The following is a 14,325-nucleotide window of genomic DNA, read 5'->3' as shown; positions in this document are numbered from 1 at the left end:
CAAATGGATATTAATCAACTTGTACAAGACGGTCAAAACTATTTAATGAATACTTATAAAAGAATACCAATTGCTTTTTCCGAAGGGAAAGGATCCTATTTAAAAGATACAGAAGGAAATGAATATTTAGACATGGTCGGTGGTCTAGCAGTTAATGGACTAGGTCATTCCCATCCCAAAATTGTTGAAGCAATTAAGAATCAAGGAGAAAAGCTGCTTCATACTTCAAATTTATATTGGATTGAAAACCAAGTTAAATTAGGAAAAATGCTAGTAGAAAATTCTTTTGCCGACAAAGCTTTTTTTGCAAACAGTGGTGCTGAAGCGAATGAAGGTGCAATTAAGCTTGCGAGAAAGTATGCATATAAGAAATATGGTGAAGGAAAAAACGAAATTATTGCCATGTCCGGTGCATTTCACGGTAGAACAATGGCGACGTTGAGTATAACAGCAAATAAAAAATATCGTGAAGGCTATGCCCCTATTCCAGCAGGCTTTAAAGAAGCTACATTTAATGATATTAAATCCGTAGAAGCTGCCATTACTGAAAATACATGTGCAATTATGTTAGAACCAGTGCAAGGCGAGGGTGGCGTTACCCCAGCAGAACAGGAATTTTTAACAGCTGTAAGGAAAATATGTACAGAAAAAGACATTTTACTTATTTTTGATGAAGTTCAATGTGGTATAGGTCGAACAGGAAAACTTTTTGCTTACGAGGATTACGGTGTTATACCAGATATTATGACACTAGCAAAAGCCCTTGGCGCCGGTGTACCAATCGGTGCAGTAGTTGCTACAGATGAGGTAGCAAGTGCCTTTAATCCTGGTGACCACGGTACAACCTTTGGTGGCAATCCTTTCTCCTGTGGTGTAGGAGTCGCTGCAATGGAAACAATTATAGAAGAAAAACTTTGGGAAAATGCAGAAAAAATCGGCGAATACTTTTCAAATCAATTACAAAAGTTTGTTGACCAGTATGCTTGGGTGAAACAAGTGAAAGGCAAAGGGTTAATTAAAGGCTTAGAATTAGAGATTGAAGGAGCGCCAATTGTAGAAAGTGCATTTAAAAAAGGTGTGCTGATCAACTGTACATCAGGTACTGTACTAAGGTTTCTACCTGCTTTAACCATAACTGAAAAAGAAGTTGATCAAGTAATTAGTACATTATCGGATATATTTAAAGAAATAAAATAATAAATTTAGTTTTACGCTTTTATATAGCGTCCAATAGGGCGCTTTTTTTGTAAGAATTTGCATGAAAAAATACCACTTATTTTTGATTATATGCCACTCTCACAGGGTAAAGAATAAATAGATAAATACACTAGTTTTCTTCACACTTATTTGGAGGGATGACAATGGAACGTATTATTGATGAAAGAGTTGTGTTAGGTATAAGTGCTTGTAACATGGGGGCACCTATTAGATATAACCAAAAAGGCTGGGATAGACTTAGTAACCTAGGGAGAGAACAAGGGGATTTTATTTGGCATCCCGTATGCCCAGAGGTAATGGCCGGTCTTGGAGTACCAAGAGATACGATTAAAATCGTTGGAGGAAATGGCAACGATGTTTGGGAAGGAAATGCTAGAGTTAGAAGTAGTAGTGCAAGAGACGTAACAGAAGAACTAAAAGAAGCTTCCTTACAAACTTTAGACCTACTTAAAAAAGTCAATGCTGTAGGCTATGTTTACATGGAAGGTAGTCCCACATGTGGCGTTGAAAGAACCACTTTAAAAGGAAGAAGTGCAGGCAAGCCACCGGGAGTATTTGGTGCTTTACTAATTAAAGAAGGTTTTTTCCTAATACCAGCTTTAGATTTAGAAAGTCCAATTAAGTGGTGGGATTGGCGAAGACGACTACACGCTTTTGTATGGGTGAAAAAACAAGAAATCAGAAACAAACAAGATTTATATAATTTTTGGTACACAGTGAAGTTTTTATGCCAAGAGCTAGCACCTAAAGCAGCAAAACAAATTGGAAAAGACCTTGCAAACCTACCAAAAGGGTTTGATGCTAATATAGCAGAAAATATAAAAAATGAGGTTACAACCATTTTAAGAAAGCCTTCAACGTTACCTAGAATAAAACAGCGTTTATGGAAAAGCTATGTATACTATAAACAAAAGTTTAATGAAGAGATAGATTTAATCAAACGACCAGAAACAGATCGTGGAATGACCCGTATCGCACAGGAACTAATACTTTTAGAAAGAGAAGCTTTCGAAAAAGGAACATTTTTCTCCTCGGCACCAATTTTGTACAGAGACAAACAGAGAATAGCAAAAATGCTGCAAAAGAAAAAGCACTAGCCAAAGCTAGTGCTTTTCATTATGGTATTTTTTCATAATTACTAAATATTATTTTTAACATGTGTTTGAAACTTTTCTTGTAGATCAGCGTTTTCTTTGAAAAAATCAATTAATAAAGTCAGTTTTTTTAGCGTATCAATATTAATATTGTGTTCCAATGTTTCAGTTTGAGAAAGTAAGTGCTCATCTATTGTCAAAAGTCTTAAAAAGTCCTTAATCGTATTATGTCTATACAGTAAAAATGCACCTATTGATTTGCCCTTTTCAGTTAAACGAATAACCCCATACTTTTCGTAGTTTAGCAAACCTAAACGAGTAAGTTTTTGAACCATTTTTGAGACAGACGGAGCTTGAACATTTAACTGCTCAGCTAAAGTGTTTGTTCTTGCAAAACCTTCATCCAAACACTGACGATAAATCATTTCCAGATAATCTTCCATACTATGCGTCAGTAGATTTTCCTCTCTTCTTTGAAGCTCGTATCCTCTTACAGTACAGTATTTGTCTTTGTTTTTCACGATTACCACAACCTTTTACTTTATCCAATAAAATTGATATCATTCCCCTGTATACATTATATGCACTGAGATTTACTTTATTAATTACACTTATATAACAATTTTCGACAAAAATGAAAATTAAAAATTGATACAATGGACTTAAAATATGTACCTATTATAAAGGAGCCAAAGCTATGGAACAGAGCAAACAATATTTAATAAACCCCTTTAAAATCGATGTAGATCCTATGGAACGATTATTACTTATTAATTTCGAAAAAGATCCAGATACAATTTATGTAGCATTTGAACCTCAAGTTTTTGATGATACACCCCATGGAAAAGGTCACTTAATAATAGGGTGGAGACAGGACGGAAAAGTCGATATATTTCATCAGCCGAGTTTAAAACTTAATCCAGAGGATTATGACATTGTAGGGAAAGGTCTAGCTAATATTGTTGAACGAGATTTTACTGATGGATTATAATATCAATGACCTTGGCGTGCAGGCTTATTACAAATTCAAAGACATAAACAACAGAAATGTAGTCATTAGTATCAATGAAAACAATGGCAAAAAACGTAACCCCTTTGGCTTATTAGCTCCAATGGGCGCAGCTGCAGAGAACCCTTCATCAATACCCCTAGTAATGCTACATGACTTTTACTTTGTTCGAAAAAATCATACCAACATTGAAATAATAATAGATGGAAGAAAGCATCAACCGGACGAACTACCGTTACCTATGGATTGGATGAAAATGCTATTTACCCGTTATAGTCCAAAACCCTTAATTGTAACCCTAAATCCTGCAGTAAATAATCCACTAATACCATTAGAAGTGGAATTACAACAAAAATAGATAGATATAGGAGAATATAATATCCAATTAGAATGGATTAATGGAAAACCAGCCATCCGTTGTATTACTCGTAATAATCCAATATATCCAATCAAATTATCCTTTGAAAACCCTTTTACTAACATTAAATCCATAGAAAACAATATAAAAAAAGAAGGCAAGTTTCAAATAGAGGGCCATCCAACAACAGGTCAAATAGCAGGACACTACGTTGTCACGAAACAGGACAATAAAACAAAAATTACGATGATTCCTTCAACTGGTTGGAAGCCACGAGCTACTAAATTATCACTTCACTTTCTTTATACAGTAGCAAAGATATTTAAAAAGTGGCCTACCACATATGAATGGACAGCAGAAATTGAAGAAAATACAGAACATAGTTACTATATGAAGTCCACTTGGAAAAGGATATAAATCTAATAGATTTTAGATTACATATATATGAGGTGGAATTAAGTTTTAAATAAAGGTGTAGATTCAAATCGTTATAGTATATAGCAAATAAACTGATTTTAATAGATATTACATCATTTTACTAATACTAAGATTAAATCACGTAACTTTATAAAGATATAAGAAAATAATATTAAATTACAAATCTAAAGATTTAACAAGGGGATTATTTTTATGAGAAAAGTAGTTTTTATTGTGATATCAATAGTAACTATATTAATAATAAGCGCATGTGGATCTAATATAAAACCTACTTTAAAGGGTTTTTATCAGACAGAAAAGAATGTTAACGGATATTTTGTTCAAATGGCTATTAATCATCATGATAATAGTTTTATTCTATATATCGATAATAGGGAAGTAGATAGTGGAATTTATAAAAGCGTAGAAGATCGTGTATACAGAATAAAAAGTGATAAACAAAACTTTGAAATTACCTTGAATGAGGATAATGCCTTTGAGATTTTTATTAAAAAAATAAATAACGAGAATCCAATTTTAATGAGAAACATTTCTGGTATTCCAACAACAGTTAGAACAGAATTTGATGATGTAGAAGAATATAAAACCTTAATAGAATAAAATGCTTGCAATAAATAATAAGAGTGTAGTGACGTATTTTAGTGAAAACCGTACAATACAGGGTTAGGGCGTTGGCGTTGTATGATACTGTAGTCAGAAGAATCAAGCAAAATATTGAGGAGGATATCTATGTTCGATTCGCTATTTTTAAATATAGGATTGCTAGTTGTTCTTTTATATTTAATTAAGGAACTTAGTAAGGAGTCAAAATTATTTAATAAACGCTTTATACTCATAGTGGGCACATTACTAATAATTAATATATTTGTGACTTATAACTATGTACAAACCAAAAGTAGCCATAATACAGCCACTTATAACTTGTATCAGCTAGCCACGAACAGCATGGAACAAACCAGGCAATTTACATATGAAGACACAAAGCGTATGGAAGATATTGTTGTGCTAAATCAAATAATTGAAGATATACTTAACCATACCCAGCCACTATTAATACAGATGGACAATACAAGACTACTTGCTAGAAAACAACATCAACAGTTACACACCATAATTGATGATTTATCTGAACAATTAACCATATTTTTGAGACATCACAATAGCCTTATTGCCAAAGGTGAAGAAATTGATAAAGATCAGTTTATGCACTATGATCAATTGAAAACAAAGTTATTTAATTTTGCCCATTACTTCAGAAGTGGGAGTTCTAGTAGTGGAGTTACATTTGGTATTACCCAACATAGAATATCTTTAGATGATAACCAGATTGAAAGATTACAAAAACTAGCCGAAGATATTTCAAATATTGTTACGGTTTTAACTTCTTAAAACTGTTCTAAGTAAAATAGGGGGAATAAAGGTGAAAAGTAGAAGAAAATTTTTTATCATAAGTACCATTATTGCAATAGTAACCACTATAATTTTACCCAGTAATCCAGATCAATCAACAGGTATATTGCAATATGAATATGGTTTTCCCATAAATTATATAACCTTTTTTCAGACAGAAACTTCAAGCAATTGGTTTGGTGCTAACTTCTTTACTGGAAATGCAGGCTTAGCTATAAATCCAGCAATTTTACTAATTAACATACTAATTATATATTTTGTTATCAAGCTTGTTGCAAAAATTCGTTCTAAATTTTTAGCATGACTGCAACGGCTTAGAAGAACTTTAAAGACATACAGGATAAAAAACACTACTAGTCCTGAAGAAAATATAAAAGAAACTAGGAGGCTGTTTATGAATATAAAAAAATCTTTATTTATTCTAATAATTATATCGATTTTAGCGTTAACTGCATGTGGATCAAGTACAAGTGTATATACTGGAGAGCATATTTCTCTTAACTATTCTGACGATTGGGAAATAAAAAATGATGACTCAAAATATACAAATCAAATCATACTAGAAAACGAGTCAGATCTAAAGGTTATCATTGATGTTGAAGTAATCGGAGACAAAAACGATGAGGAAATAAGAGCTCAAATAGAAAAAGACCTAAACGAAGGATATAAGCTGGCTCAAAAAATGCTTTCAATGGAAGTAGTATCATTCGATGATATAACAATAGATGGTGAAGAAGCTAAAGCCTTAACACAAAATGTTCAACTCATTGATAATGCCATTGAGCAGCTTTATTACTTTTTAACAGAAGATATGAACTTAGATAATGAGGACAATAATTATCTGAGTGAATATGAAGCCGATGGGTTTATTAGAAAAATTAAAAACGACCCTAGTAAGTTAGAGGAACTTAAATCATTACTGAGTAATACTGAAAGTCATGAAGAGACTAGAGTAATGATAGCAAAAGGTTTGATAGATAACGCTAATCATTACTTGAGTGAGAAAGACGATAAAATTATAAGACAAACTATGATTGTAGCAGTTAAAGATGGTATAAGCGTGAATATCTATTTTGAAAGCACTGAAACAGACTACGAAGAGAATGCAGAAAACGTACAAAAGATAGTAGACTCTATAACTATCTAGTCCTAAGGCAGATTTATATTCTAATAGTTACATTAATCATATCCATAATGATAGATGGCACTAGCAATAGCTAGTGCCATAACATATTCTATTGACGCCATTTTATAAAACGATTTTCAATTACGACAATAAGCTGATACATTAAGAAAGTAGCTACTGCTAAGACAATAACCCCTGCCATAACGATATCTAATCTAAATACCTGCCCACCGTACACGATCAAATATCCAAGACCTGCCTTTGAAACAAGAAACTCACCGACAATGACTCCTACCCAAGTCATACCAAGATTAATCTTCATAGTATTAACCATATTAGGAATACTTGCAGGAAAAATAACCTTTTGTAAAATTTGAAATTTTGTTGCCCCAAAGGTTTTAAGCATTTTAATTTTCTCAGAATCAACCTCTCTAAAACCACTATAGGTTGATAAGATTGTTACAACTAAAGAAATCGCTAAAGCAGTAACGATAATCCCCGATGTACCAGCGCCAGCCCAAATAATTATGATTGGACCCAAAGCGATTTTAGGTAAGGCATTTAACACAACCAAATAGGGATCCATGACTTTAGCAACAAATTCCGACCACCAAAGAATGATGGCAATAATCGTACCGATAATTGTACCTAGCACAAAGGCAACAATGGTTTCATATACAGAAATAGAAGTATGCATAAGCAAAGAACCATCACGAGTCAAACGATAAATGAGTCGACCAATATCTGAAGGTTTACTAAAGAAGAATTTATCTATCCAATTTAAGTTAGCTGCTATCTCCCACATAAACAAAAACCCAATTAAGAAGCCTACCTGCCAAAGTCGTACCTTAAGCTGATTCATTTGTACACTTTTAATATATTTTAAATGGTCTTTGGAATAAGTTAGATCATTATTTTTTGTTTTACTTAACATAGATATCCAACTCCTTCCAAATTTTATTAAAGTAGTCTTTAAATTCAGGCGCTTCACGACACTTAAGTGGTGAATGATCCTCACAGGTTAGTTGAATATCATGTGCTGTTTTGATTCTAGCTGGTCTATTGGAAAGAACTAAAACTCTGTCTGCCATGGATATAGCTTCAGCAATGTACACAAAGAACAACATAGTTGATCCTAAGAATAAGCCTGTGTAATACTTCTATTTTGAATTATAAATAAACTTTGGGTGGAGAGTATGAATGTAACCATCTATTGATAGTGTACTCATAAAAAAATACTCTTTCCTGGATCTTAATTAATTCTAATTATTTTCAGGAAAGAGTTTGTATTTTTATTGAAGTACAAATTATTTGCACTGTTTAAAACGATAACCCTGCAATTGTCTATCTCACTTTTATCAACAAATCTTCACCATCATATTCAATCTCTTTAATAAAACTCTTTAATAAATTCCTTCTTTGAAAAATATCCATTTCATCATAGTGAGTATTAAACTGAGAAATCATGTTTTTCGTAATATTAATTTGGTCTAATACTTGTTGATTTTTTTCATCTGCCATTTCACTGCGAGTTAATTCTTTTTCTAATGCTTTTATTTTAATATCAAACTCTTCGATTTTTTGAATTAAGTATTTAGTAGCTGTACTGCCCTCTGCAATTTGGTCCGTCAGACGATTAATAGATTTAGTATATTTTTCAATTTCTTTTTTAATTGAATTTGCATCTACTTGAATCGGTTTAACAAATTTCTTCTTTAACTGATCGGATAATATGCCTTTGTTAATTTCCATTTTCTTAATCTCATTTACTACCAAAGAATCTGCTTCAGTACCGTTTATATTTTTTGAACTACAACGACTTCCTTTAGAAGCTTCCTTTAAAATACATTTATAATAGTACCATCTTGGAAGACCTTTATAATACTTTATGCTGATCCTCATATTAGATCCACATTGACATTTTAATAATGGTGTAATTAATCCAATTGATCCAGCCTGATATTTAGGTCCTTTACCTTTATTAGAATTGAGTAAATCCTGCGCCTTTATCCAATCTATAGAGTTGATGATACCTTCATGTTGTCCAACAGCTATGATCCACTCTTCTTTTTCTCTAATTTTATGGTATTTTTTGCTTTTAATATTATGCTTATTACTTAAAAGAATACCATTAACACCATTAAATTCACTCTTTTGACTTGCGATATCGACTTGTAGTTTTTTAAAATAGTTATAGAGATTTTCATCGGCTTTTACATAAGTTGCATTTTCTAACATTCGTTTTAGAGTTGTTTTTTTAATATCAAGGCCATTTCTTGATTTGATATTATTTTGCAGACACCAAGTTTCTAATCTAGATAACGAGCCAAGCTCTAAATATTTTTGAAATACGTTTTTCATAAGTGTTGCTTCTTCAGGAACAATTACCAGCTTAGTTGCCTTTCTTGTGTTTCCGCTACCATCAACATAAGATATGGTTTCTCCCTTATACCCAGTAGGTGCTTTACCACCTAACCAACGACCAGTACGAGCTAATTTTAGCATATTATCTCTGATTCTCTCTCCGATGGTTTCGCGTTCTAACTGTGCAAAAACTGAGGAGATATACATCATTGCCCGGCCCATAGAGGTACTAGTATCGAATTTTTCTTTAATTGATATAAAGGAAACATTATACTTGTCTAAATTTTCTATTAGATTTGTAAAATCAGCGATATTTCTACTAATGCGGTCAAGCCTATAGCAGACAATAGTTTCAAATTTTTTATTAGCAGCATCCTTCATCATCTGTTTAAACTTAGGCCGGTCTAAGTTACCGCCAGAAAAACCCTCATCTTCATAAATAAAAAACTCTATATTATCATAAATTGGATTGACATGATCTTTACACATTTGAACTTGGTTTTCTATAGATTCACCCTTGCCGGTAAATTTGGATTTTCTAGAGTAGATAGCTATTTTCATAGTTAGGCTCCTTTAATTGCTCTTATTAGTTCTATTATATAGTAAACAGTTTAATATTTTAAGTGAGGATTATTAACAAAATATAGTTAGGTTTATATAATTATATATTAAATTTAAAATATATTATGTAGGTTCTTAAAGGGTTTTGTAAGTTTTTGTAGAATAAATCAGTAAATATACAATGTTGGAATAAATTGGAGAAAAATTATACACTAAATAAGTGGCAATAAAAAAACTTTTAAAATATAGGGGGAGTAGTATGAAGATATCCGCCTACTTAATTCAAAACAATGAGTATTGTTTTGAATAATAACGAAACGTATGTATTTGATGAGTAGCAAAATCAGTGTACAAGGTTTATATAGTTAGAAAAGGAGATAAATATGCAAAATAAAATTAAACTGGGTAATTATATTTTTACTGACAATTTAATGGAACTGTATAATGATATAATGTCTTTGAATTCTCATAGAGCACTAGATATTAGAATTGCAGCAGAAGAAGAACTACCTGATATTGTAGCAGGCAGATGCAATATTGATCTTTTTAATAATACTTCAACCATATTATTAAAAGACTATTCTTTAGATGAATTTACAATTTCTCATGAGTTATTACATGAATATTTGTTTCGAAATGGATATTTAGTTACTTGTACATTAGGTCTTAATGAGGGAGTTGAATTTATTGCTGGGTATATTGATGATATTATTGCTCACAAATTAATTTTAGAGGAACAAAATAAAAGGGGTTTTTCATCAAATATTGAAAGCAAAGGTTATATGGAATTTTTATGTTCTAACTTAGCTGATACTAATAATTTTGAAAAAGATATTTTTCAAATACTAAGAATGACTGAGTTTATGTATGTTTATGATAAATATAAAAATGAATATCTTGATTATTTAAAGCAAAATAGCTTTATAAACTATGGGTATGCATGTAGCATATTAGAAGTGATAATCAAGAATAATATAAGAACACCTTTTGAAGGGAGACGTGCACTCATAAGAGCGTTTAAACAGGTAGAGAATATTGCTAAAGAATACGGTATTGATGCTTTAGGTTTTGATTTGTTAATTCTTGTCCCTATGATTGTAAGTGAGCATCAGCTAGAACAAGTAGCCTTTACTGTTCTAGAATTTAGAAAAGATGCAATCACTATTGAAGACTCTGACAAAATATCTACCTTGCATCTTCGGTCGGATGGGCAATGTTGTTGGTTTATTGAAAATTATGCAGACGAGATTGAAGGTGTGATAAATAACATGTTACTTAAAGATTTTTTAAAAGAGTATAATATAGCTTTTGCGATTAGATAATCTAGTATGTATGTCTGCTGTAGCTTAATGTATGGAGATGAATCTATTATATATACTGTGAGGTTTTATTATGAAAATCACTCTATTTACTAAAGAAATGAATAAGTTTAGAGATATAAATAATATAGAAATGACTTTTTCTTTTAGCTTTTCTCTACCTTATGAATTAAAATTGCCGGAGAGACATTACTATTTTAAAACAAGAGGTAAATTTTTTTATTCTTTGCCTGACAGAGAAAGGAATATAATTTTATATGTAAAAAATAGAGTTCACAAAAATCAATCCATTGCAATAAGGCACTCTACATTTGAGCTTAGTTCAAATGGAGAAGATACTATATATAGTTTTGTTAGCACAGATATAATAATTATGGTTGAAAGCTTTTATTCAGAAAAAGCATATGTTTATAAAAAGTTTGATGAAAATAAAGATGAATTAATTACTGATTTAATTCAATCAACCATGGAATTTTTTTTATTTAAATACAATGAAAGTCTAGGTGGGAATCACTTTGTAAATCCATCAATTTACGATTGTAGTAGAATAGCTTGTTTTTATGTTGATAGAAGTGGTAGGGATGAACGTTCAGTTATATCTCCTAACGGTAGAGCGAGCTCTTGTAGATATAAAGAAGAATCCTTACAAGAAAATTTAGAAAAAGATTTTCAAGTATGGAAACATTTTTATAATGAAAGCAAGTATTCCTATGAGGTTTATGATTTCATGAGAAGTATTATATATGTGGCAATATCATTAGAGACATATATTACTCAATTGATACAATTATATGATTTAGAAGACGAGGGCTACGTTAAAGATAAAAAGGGAAATTTTTTAAGTTTAAAAAAGAGAATTAATAAATTAATTTCAAGTGGCTACATAAAAAATAGTATTGATACAAAAGAATTACAAGTTTTAATTGATCTAGTTATGGAACCTAGAAATGACATAATGCATGGTAGATTAAATGATCTTATGAATTTAAGAAAAAGAGCACAAATAACAAAAGAAGCAATTGATAAGATATTTAATAATTGGGAAAGGATTTGAAGAGGAAAGTAAGCTCAAAAGAGATATAAAGAATAGGGTCTAGTACACACTGTCCGCTTTGTCTCTATCAAGGGAGTTCTCTTGGTTTCGGATGGTTTAGTTGACAAAACGGATGTCAGATTGAGCGAGTTGATAGGATTAATGAAAGGATGAACTTGAATGGAACTGAAAATAATGACATGGAATATAAAAGGTGCAGCATCTTTAGGATGGAACAATCAATATAAGATAGATAGCTTAATGGTTGATAAAATAATTAAGCAAGATGCAGATATCATCGTTTTAACGGAGTTTGTTATTGCCAAGGGCTTAGATTATTTATTTGAGAGATTTCAAAACGAGGGATATATTTGGTTTATTTCAAATCGCTCAGGGAAAAATGGCATTTTAATTGGAATAAAAAAAGATTTGATTAAAGCAGATGACCTTGTAAATGAAGTATATAACAGTAATACAATTTCATCTGTTGTTGAAGGTTGCAATATTTTAAGAGTTGCGATTCCGTTGCAATGCGGTATAAATCTTTGTATTATAGGCTGCAGAATGGAAACAGGTGGAGCGGGAAATCTTCAAGCACAGTATGATAGTGCAAGTAATAACTTTGATAATATTTTGCTACCCATGATTAGCTCACTTGAAAAAGATCATATATATATCGTTTGTGGTGATTTTAATAATGCACGTTGTTGTGGAAATCTAAATGAGAAATTTAATCCTCGAAACTATAATGGAAAAGCTCAGATAAACTATAATTTGAATATCATTAAAGACAAATTTGAAAGAATTGGGTTCAAAATGACGAATGTGGGTAAGACAGGAGAATCTATTCCGACACATAATGGTTATGTTCCGGATGATCATATTTTTGTGCATGGACTAGAACCAAAAAAATCTGATACTACTGCAGTTGATAAGTTGTCTGATCATGATATTTTAGTGGCTGAATGTCTTGCCTTTTTGAATAAAGACTATGAAGCTACAGGTGATTATTTCAAGGATGGTGGCGAAACATATACAATTGAAGAACTATTAATTAAAATTGAAAGTGATTTAGGATATGGTCAGGCAGACGGAGAAAAACTTATCAAGAAATGTGTTGAACGAGGTTATATATCAGATTGTGGTAATAACACATATAGTAGGTAAACAGTATTTATTTGAGTAGATTTGTTCCTGTCGACACACAAAAATGCAGTGGATATGTTCCCACAAACGAAAGGCTGGAAAAGTGCGATAAAGACGTATTTCCTATCCTCTCGTGCCATGTGGAGTGTTGCCGCTACTAGTTAAACAGAATAAGTAGGTGCAGTGGTTGTGGTTGTAAAAAATAAATATTAAACAAAGTATTAAAAAGATCGTTTCTGTGATATGAAACGATTTTTTTGTAGTTGAACTTTAAATCAACAAAGGATTTAGAAAAAAATTGAAGAATTAAATACTATACATTAAGTTAATTCTGTTTCTAAAAACTTATATAGAAAAAACATATTATATGAGGTGACTGATGAAAACTAGATTAAATCAGAAAGAATGGATAGAGTATTTAATGCAATTACAATTAAAAGAAGATAAGAAAGGGAAATTATTTGGCGCAACATTATGGGGCATAGGAAGTAGTATTGTTGCAATTGCTTTATTTATACTAAAAGGATATCCACAAATTACTTACTCACAGGACACATTTGACATATTTGTAATTAGTTTTGTTATTTCAGGTAATTTTATCAGAAGTCTTTTTATGCTACTTAATCAAACTATTAGACAGAAAAAGATAAAACTCTTTTCAGAAATTAGTATTAATAAAATTGATTTTAAATTTTCTGTAATAGTTAGATGTGTGGAATGTTGTATAACATTGGTTATGTTTTTAACTAATATATATATAACTACAATTTTAGATTCTAAAATTGTTATAGTATTTTGGATATTTGCAATATATTTTGCCGTATCATCTGTAGTCCCAATATATATAGTAGTAAAACAAGTAATTTATAGGTATGAAAAAAGAGAGCAAGTACGAAAGAAAACAATAGAAGTTAAAAGTTCTCAATTAATAATTTCCTGTATTAGTTCACTCGTATTAATTGTGATTTCACTTATACCAATAAATGAAATCATGAAAATACAATCAGAAAAGTACTTTAGTGTATGGATATATGGGATATGTACTATGTTTTTAATGTTATTATTGGATTTTTTTATAATTAAATACCTTAAAAAGATAAAAATAGTATGGCTTGAATCTCTAGAAAAAGAAATTATAGAAAAAGATCTTAGTCAAGAACAGATAATAGATAAATTAAGAACAAATTATTATAATCTGAGTAATTTTGATGAATTTTTTTAAAAAATAAAAACGTTAAGTAAGACAAAC

At 31.0% G+C, this 14,325-nt stretch carries 16 protein-coding genes; 12 read left to right on the top strand and 4 right to left on the bottom strand.

What is annotated here, in order from left to right:
* Positions 1 to 3 precede the first annotated feature (3 nt).
* Together RH915_RS10350 and RH915_RS10345 are read left to right on the top strand one after the other, a co-directional pair.
* A complete protein-coding gene (locus RH915_RS10350; RefSeq protein ID WP_310479873.1) occupies positions 4 to 1,197 on the top strand; it encodes an aspartate aminotransferase family protein in 1,194 nt (397 codons plus the stop codon).
* Positions 1,198 to 1,361: 164 nt separating this feature from the next.
* Positions 1,362 to 2,315 (top strand): DUF523 domain-containing protein, encoded by a 954-nt coding sequence (locus RH915_RS10345; protein ID WP_310479872.1) that lies wholly within the window; start codon positions 1,362 to 1,364, stop codon positions 2,313 to 2,315.
* Positions 2,316 to 2,356: 41 nt separating this feature from the next.
* On the opposite strand, the gene RH915_RS10340 is transcribed toward RH915_RS10345, so the two are convergent.
* Positions 2,357 to 2,833 (bottom strand): metal-dependent transcriptional regulator, encoded by a 477-nt coding sequence (locus RH915_RS10340; RefSeq protein ID WP_310479870.1) that lies wholly within the window; start codon positions 2,831 to 2,833, stop codon positions 2,357 to 2,359.
* A 176-nt stretch (positions 2,834 to 3,009) separates the two neighbouring features.
* Between RH915_RS10340 and RH915_RS10335 the strand changes: the two genes are divergently transcribed.
* The 6 genes from RH915_RS10335 to RH915_RS10310 all read left to right on the top strand — a co-directional run bounded on the left by RH915_RS10335 (position 3,010) and on the right by RH915_RS10310 (position 6,674).
* Positions 3,010 to 3,303, top strand: coding sequence for a hypothetical protein (locus RH915_RS10335; protein ID WP_310479868.1), 294 nt, complete (start codon positions 3,010 to 3,012; stop codon positions 3,301 to 3,303).
* The gene (locus RH915_RS10330; RefSeq protein WP_310479867.1) at positions 3,293 to 3,679 is read left to right on the top strand and encodes a hypothetical protein; all 387 of its coding nucleotides are present in this window, start codon (positions 3,293 to 3,295) and stop codon (positions 3,677 to 3,679) included. The genes RH915_RS10335 and RH915_RS10330 overlap by 11 nt, the downstream gene beginning before the upstream one ends.
* 630 nt (positions 3,680 to 4,309) lie before the next feature.
* Positions 4,310 to 4,717: a hypothetical protein gene (locus RH915_RS10325; protein ID WP_310479866.1), complete on the top strand. Its 408-nt coding sequence runs from the start codon at positions 4,310 to 4,312 to the stop codon at positions 4,715 to 4,717.
* 129 nt (positions 4,718 to 4,846) lie between these two features.
* The gene (locus RH915_RS10320; RefSeq protein WP_310479865.1) at positions 4,847 to 5,506 is read left to right on the top strand and encodes a hypothetical protein; all 660 of its coding nucleotides are present in this window, start codon (positions 4,847 to 4,849) and stop codon (positions 5,504 to 5,506) included.
* Between the two features lie 31 nt (positions 5,507 to 5,537).
* Positions 5,538 to 5,831 carry a hypothetical protein gene (locus RH915_RS10315; RefSeq protein WP_310479864.1) on the top strand — a complete coding sequence of 98 codons (294 nt, stop codon included), beginning with the start codon at positions 5,538 to 5,540 and terminating at the stop codon, positions 5,829 to 5,831.
* 90 nt (positions 5,832 to 5,921) lie between these two features.
* Positions 5,922 to 6,674: a hypothetical protein gene (locus RH915_RS10310; protein ID WP_310479863.1), complete on the top strand. Its 753-nt coding sequence runs from the start codon at positions 5,922 to 5,924 to the stop codon at positions 6,672 to 6,674.
* An 88-nt stretch (positions 6,675 to 6,762) separates the two neighbouring features.
* Here the strand turns inward: RH915_RS10310 and RH915_RS10305 are convergent, their stop codons facing one another.
* From RH915_RS10305 to RH915_RS10295, 3 genes are all read right to left on the bottom strand, one after another.
* Positions 6,763 to 7,587 carry an ABC transporter permease gene (locus RH915_RS10305; RefSeq protein ID WP_310479860.1) on the bottom strand — a complete coding sequence of 275 codons (825 nt, stop codon included), beginning with the start codon at positions 7,585 to 7,587 and terminating at the stop codon, positions 6,763 to 6,765.
* Positions 7,577 to 7,777 carry a hypothetical protein gene (locus RH915_RS10300; RefSeq protein ID WP_331618392.1) on the bottom strand — a complete coding sequence of 67 codons (201 nt, stop codon included), beginning with the start codon at positions 7,775 to 7,777 and terminating at the stop codon, positions 7,577 to 7,579. The genes RH915_RS10305 and RH915_RS10300 overlap by 11 nt, the downstream gene beginning before the upstream one ends.
* A gap of 220 nt (positions 7,778 to 7,997) precedes the next feature.
* Positions 7,998 to 9,578, bottom strand: coding sequence for a recombinase family protein (locus tag RH915_RS10295; protein WP_310479858.1), 1,581 nt, complete (start codon positions 9,576 to 9,578; stop codon positions 7,998 to 8,000).
* Positions 9,579 to 9,961: 383 nt separating this feature from the next.
* On the opposite strand from RH915_RS10295, the gene RH915_RS10290 reads away from it, so the two are divergent.
* The 4 genes from RH915_RS10290 to RH915_RS10275 all read left to right on the top strand — a co-directional run bounded on the left by RH915_RS10290 (position 9,962) and on the right by RH915_RS10275 (position 14,298).
* Positions 9,962 to 10,900: a hypothetical protein gene (locus RH915_RS10290; protein WP_310479856.1), complete on the top strand. Its 939-nt coding sequence runs from the start codon at positions 9,962 to 9,964 to the stop codon at positions 10,898 to 10,900.
* A 70-nt stretch (positions 10,901 to 10,970) separates the two neighbouring features.
* A complete protein-coding gene (locus RH915_RS10285; RefSeq protein ID WP_310479855.1) occupies positions 10,971 to 11,951 on the top strand; it encodes a hypothetical protein in 981 nt (326 codons plus the stop codon).
* 159 nt (positions 11,952 to 12,110) lie between these two features.
* Positions 12,111 to 13,097: an endonuclease/exonuclease/phosphatase family protein gene (locus RH915_RS10280; protein WP_310479854.1), complete on the top strand. Its 987-nt coding sequence runs from the start codon at positions 12,111 to 12,113 to the stop codon at positions 13,095 to 13,097.
* A gap of 358 nt (positions 13,098 to 13,455) precedes the next feature.
* Complete coding sequence (locus tag RH915_RS10275; protein WP_310479853.1) at positions 13,456 to 14,298, top strand: hypothetical protein; 843 nt, start codon at positions 13,456 to 13,458, stop codon at positions 14,296 to 14,298.
* The last annotated feature ends 27 nt before the right edge of the window (positions 14,299 to 14,325 follow it).

This window comes from Serpentinicella sp. ANB-PHB4 (assembly GCF_031432315.1).
Taxonomy (GTDB): Bacteria; Bacillota; Clostridia; order Peptostreptococcales; family Natronincolaceae; genus Serpentinicella.
Note: the sequence above shows the minus strand (reverse complement) of the source record. Positions and strands in the feature narration are given on the sequence as shown.

Coding starts and splice junctions, on each gene's coding strand:
- RH915_RS10350 (WP_310479873.1), top strand. CDS start 4: ATGGATATTAATCAACTTGTACAAGACGGTCAAAACTATTTAATGAAT.
- RH915_RS10345 (WP_310479872.1), top strand. CDS start 1,362: ATGGAACGTATTATTGATGAAAGAGTTGTGTTAGGTATAAGTGCTTGT.
- RH915_RS10335 (WP_310479868.1), top strand. CDS start 3,010: ATGGAACAGAGCAAACAATATTTAATAAACCCCTTTAAAATCGATGTA.
- RH915_RS10330 (WP_310479867.1), top strand. CDS start 3,293: ATGGATTATAATATCAATGACCTTGGCGTGCAGGCTTATTACAAATTC.
- RH915_RS10325 (WP_310479866.1), top strand. CDS start 4,310: ATGAGAAAAGTAGTTTTTATTGTGATATCAATAGTAACTATATTAATA.
- RH915_RS10320 (WP_310479865.1), top strand. CDS start 4,847: ATGTTCGATTCGCTATTTTTAAATATAGGATTGCTAGTTGTTCTTTTA.
- RH915_RS10310 (WP_310479863.1), top strand. CDS start 5,922: ATGAATATAAAAAAATCTTTATTTATTCTAATAATTATATCGATTTTA.
- RH915_RS10305 (WP_310479860.1), bottom strand. CDS start 7,587: ATGTTAAGTAAAACAAAAAATAATGATCTAACTTATTCCAAAGACCAT.
- RH915_RS10295 (WP_310479858.1), bottom strand. CDS start 9,578: ATGAAAATAGCTATCTACTCTAGAAAATCCAAATTTACCGGCAAGGGT.
- RH915_RS10290 (WP_310479856.1), top strand. CDS start 9,962: ATGCAAAATAAAATTAAACTGGGTAATTATATTTTTACTGACAATTTA.
- RH915_RS10285 (WP_310479855.1), top strand. CDS start 10,971: ATGAAAATCACTCTATTTACTAAAGAAATGAATAAGTTTAGAGATATA.
- RH915_RS10280 (WP_310479854.1), top strand. CDS start 12,111: ATGGAACTGAAAATAATGACATGGAATATAAAAGGTGCAGCATCTTTA.
- RH915_RS10275 (WP_310479853.1), top strand. CDS start 13,456: ATGAAAACTAGATTAAATCAGAAAGAATGGATAGAGTATTTAATGCAA.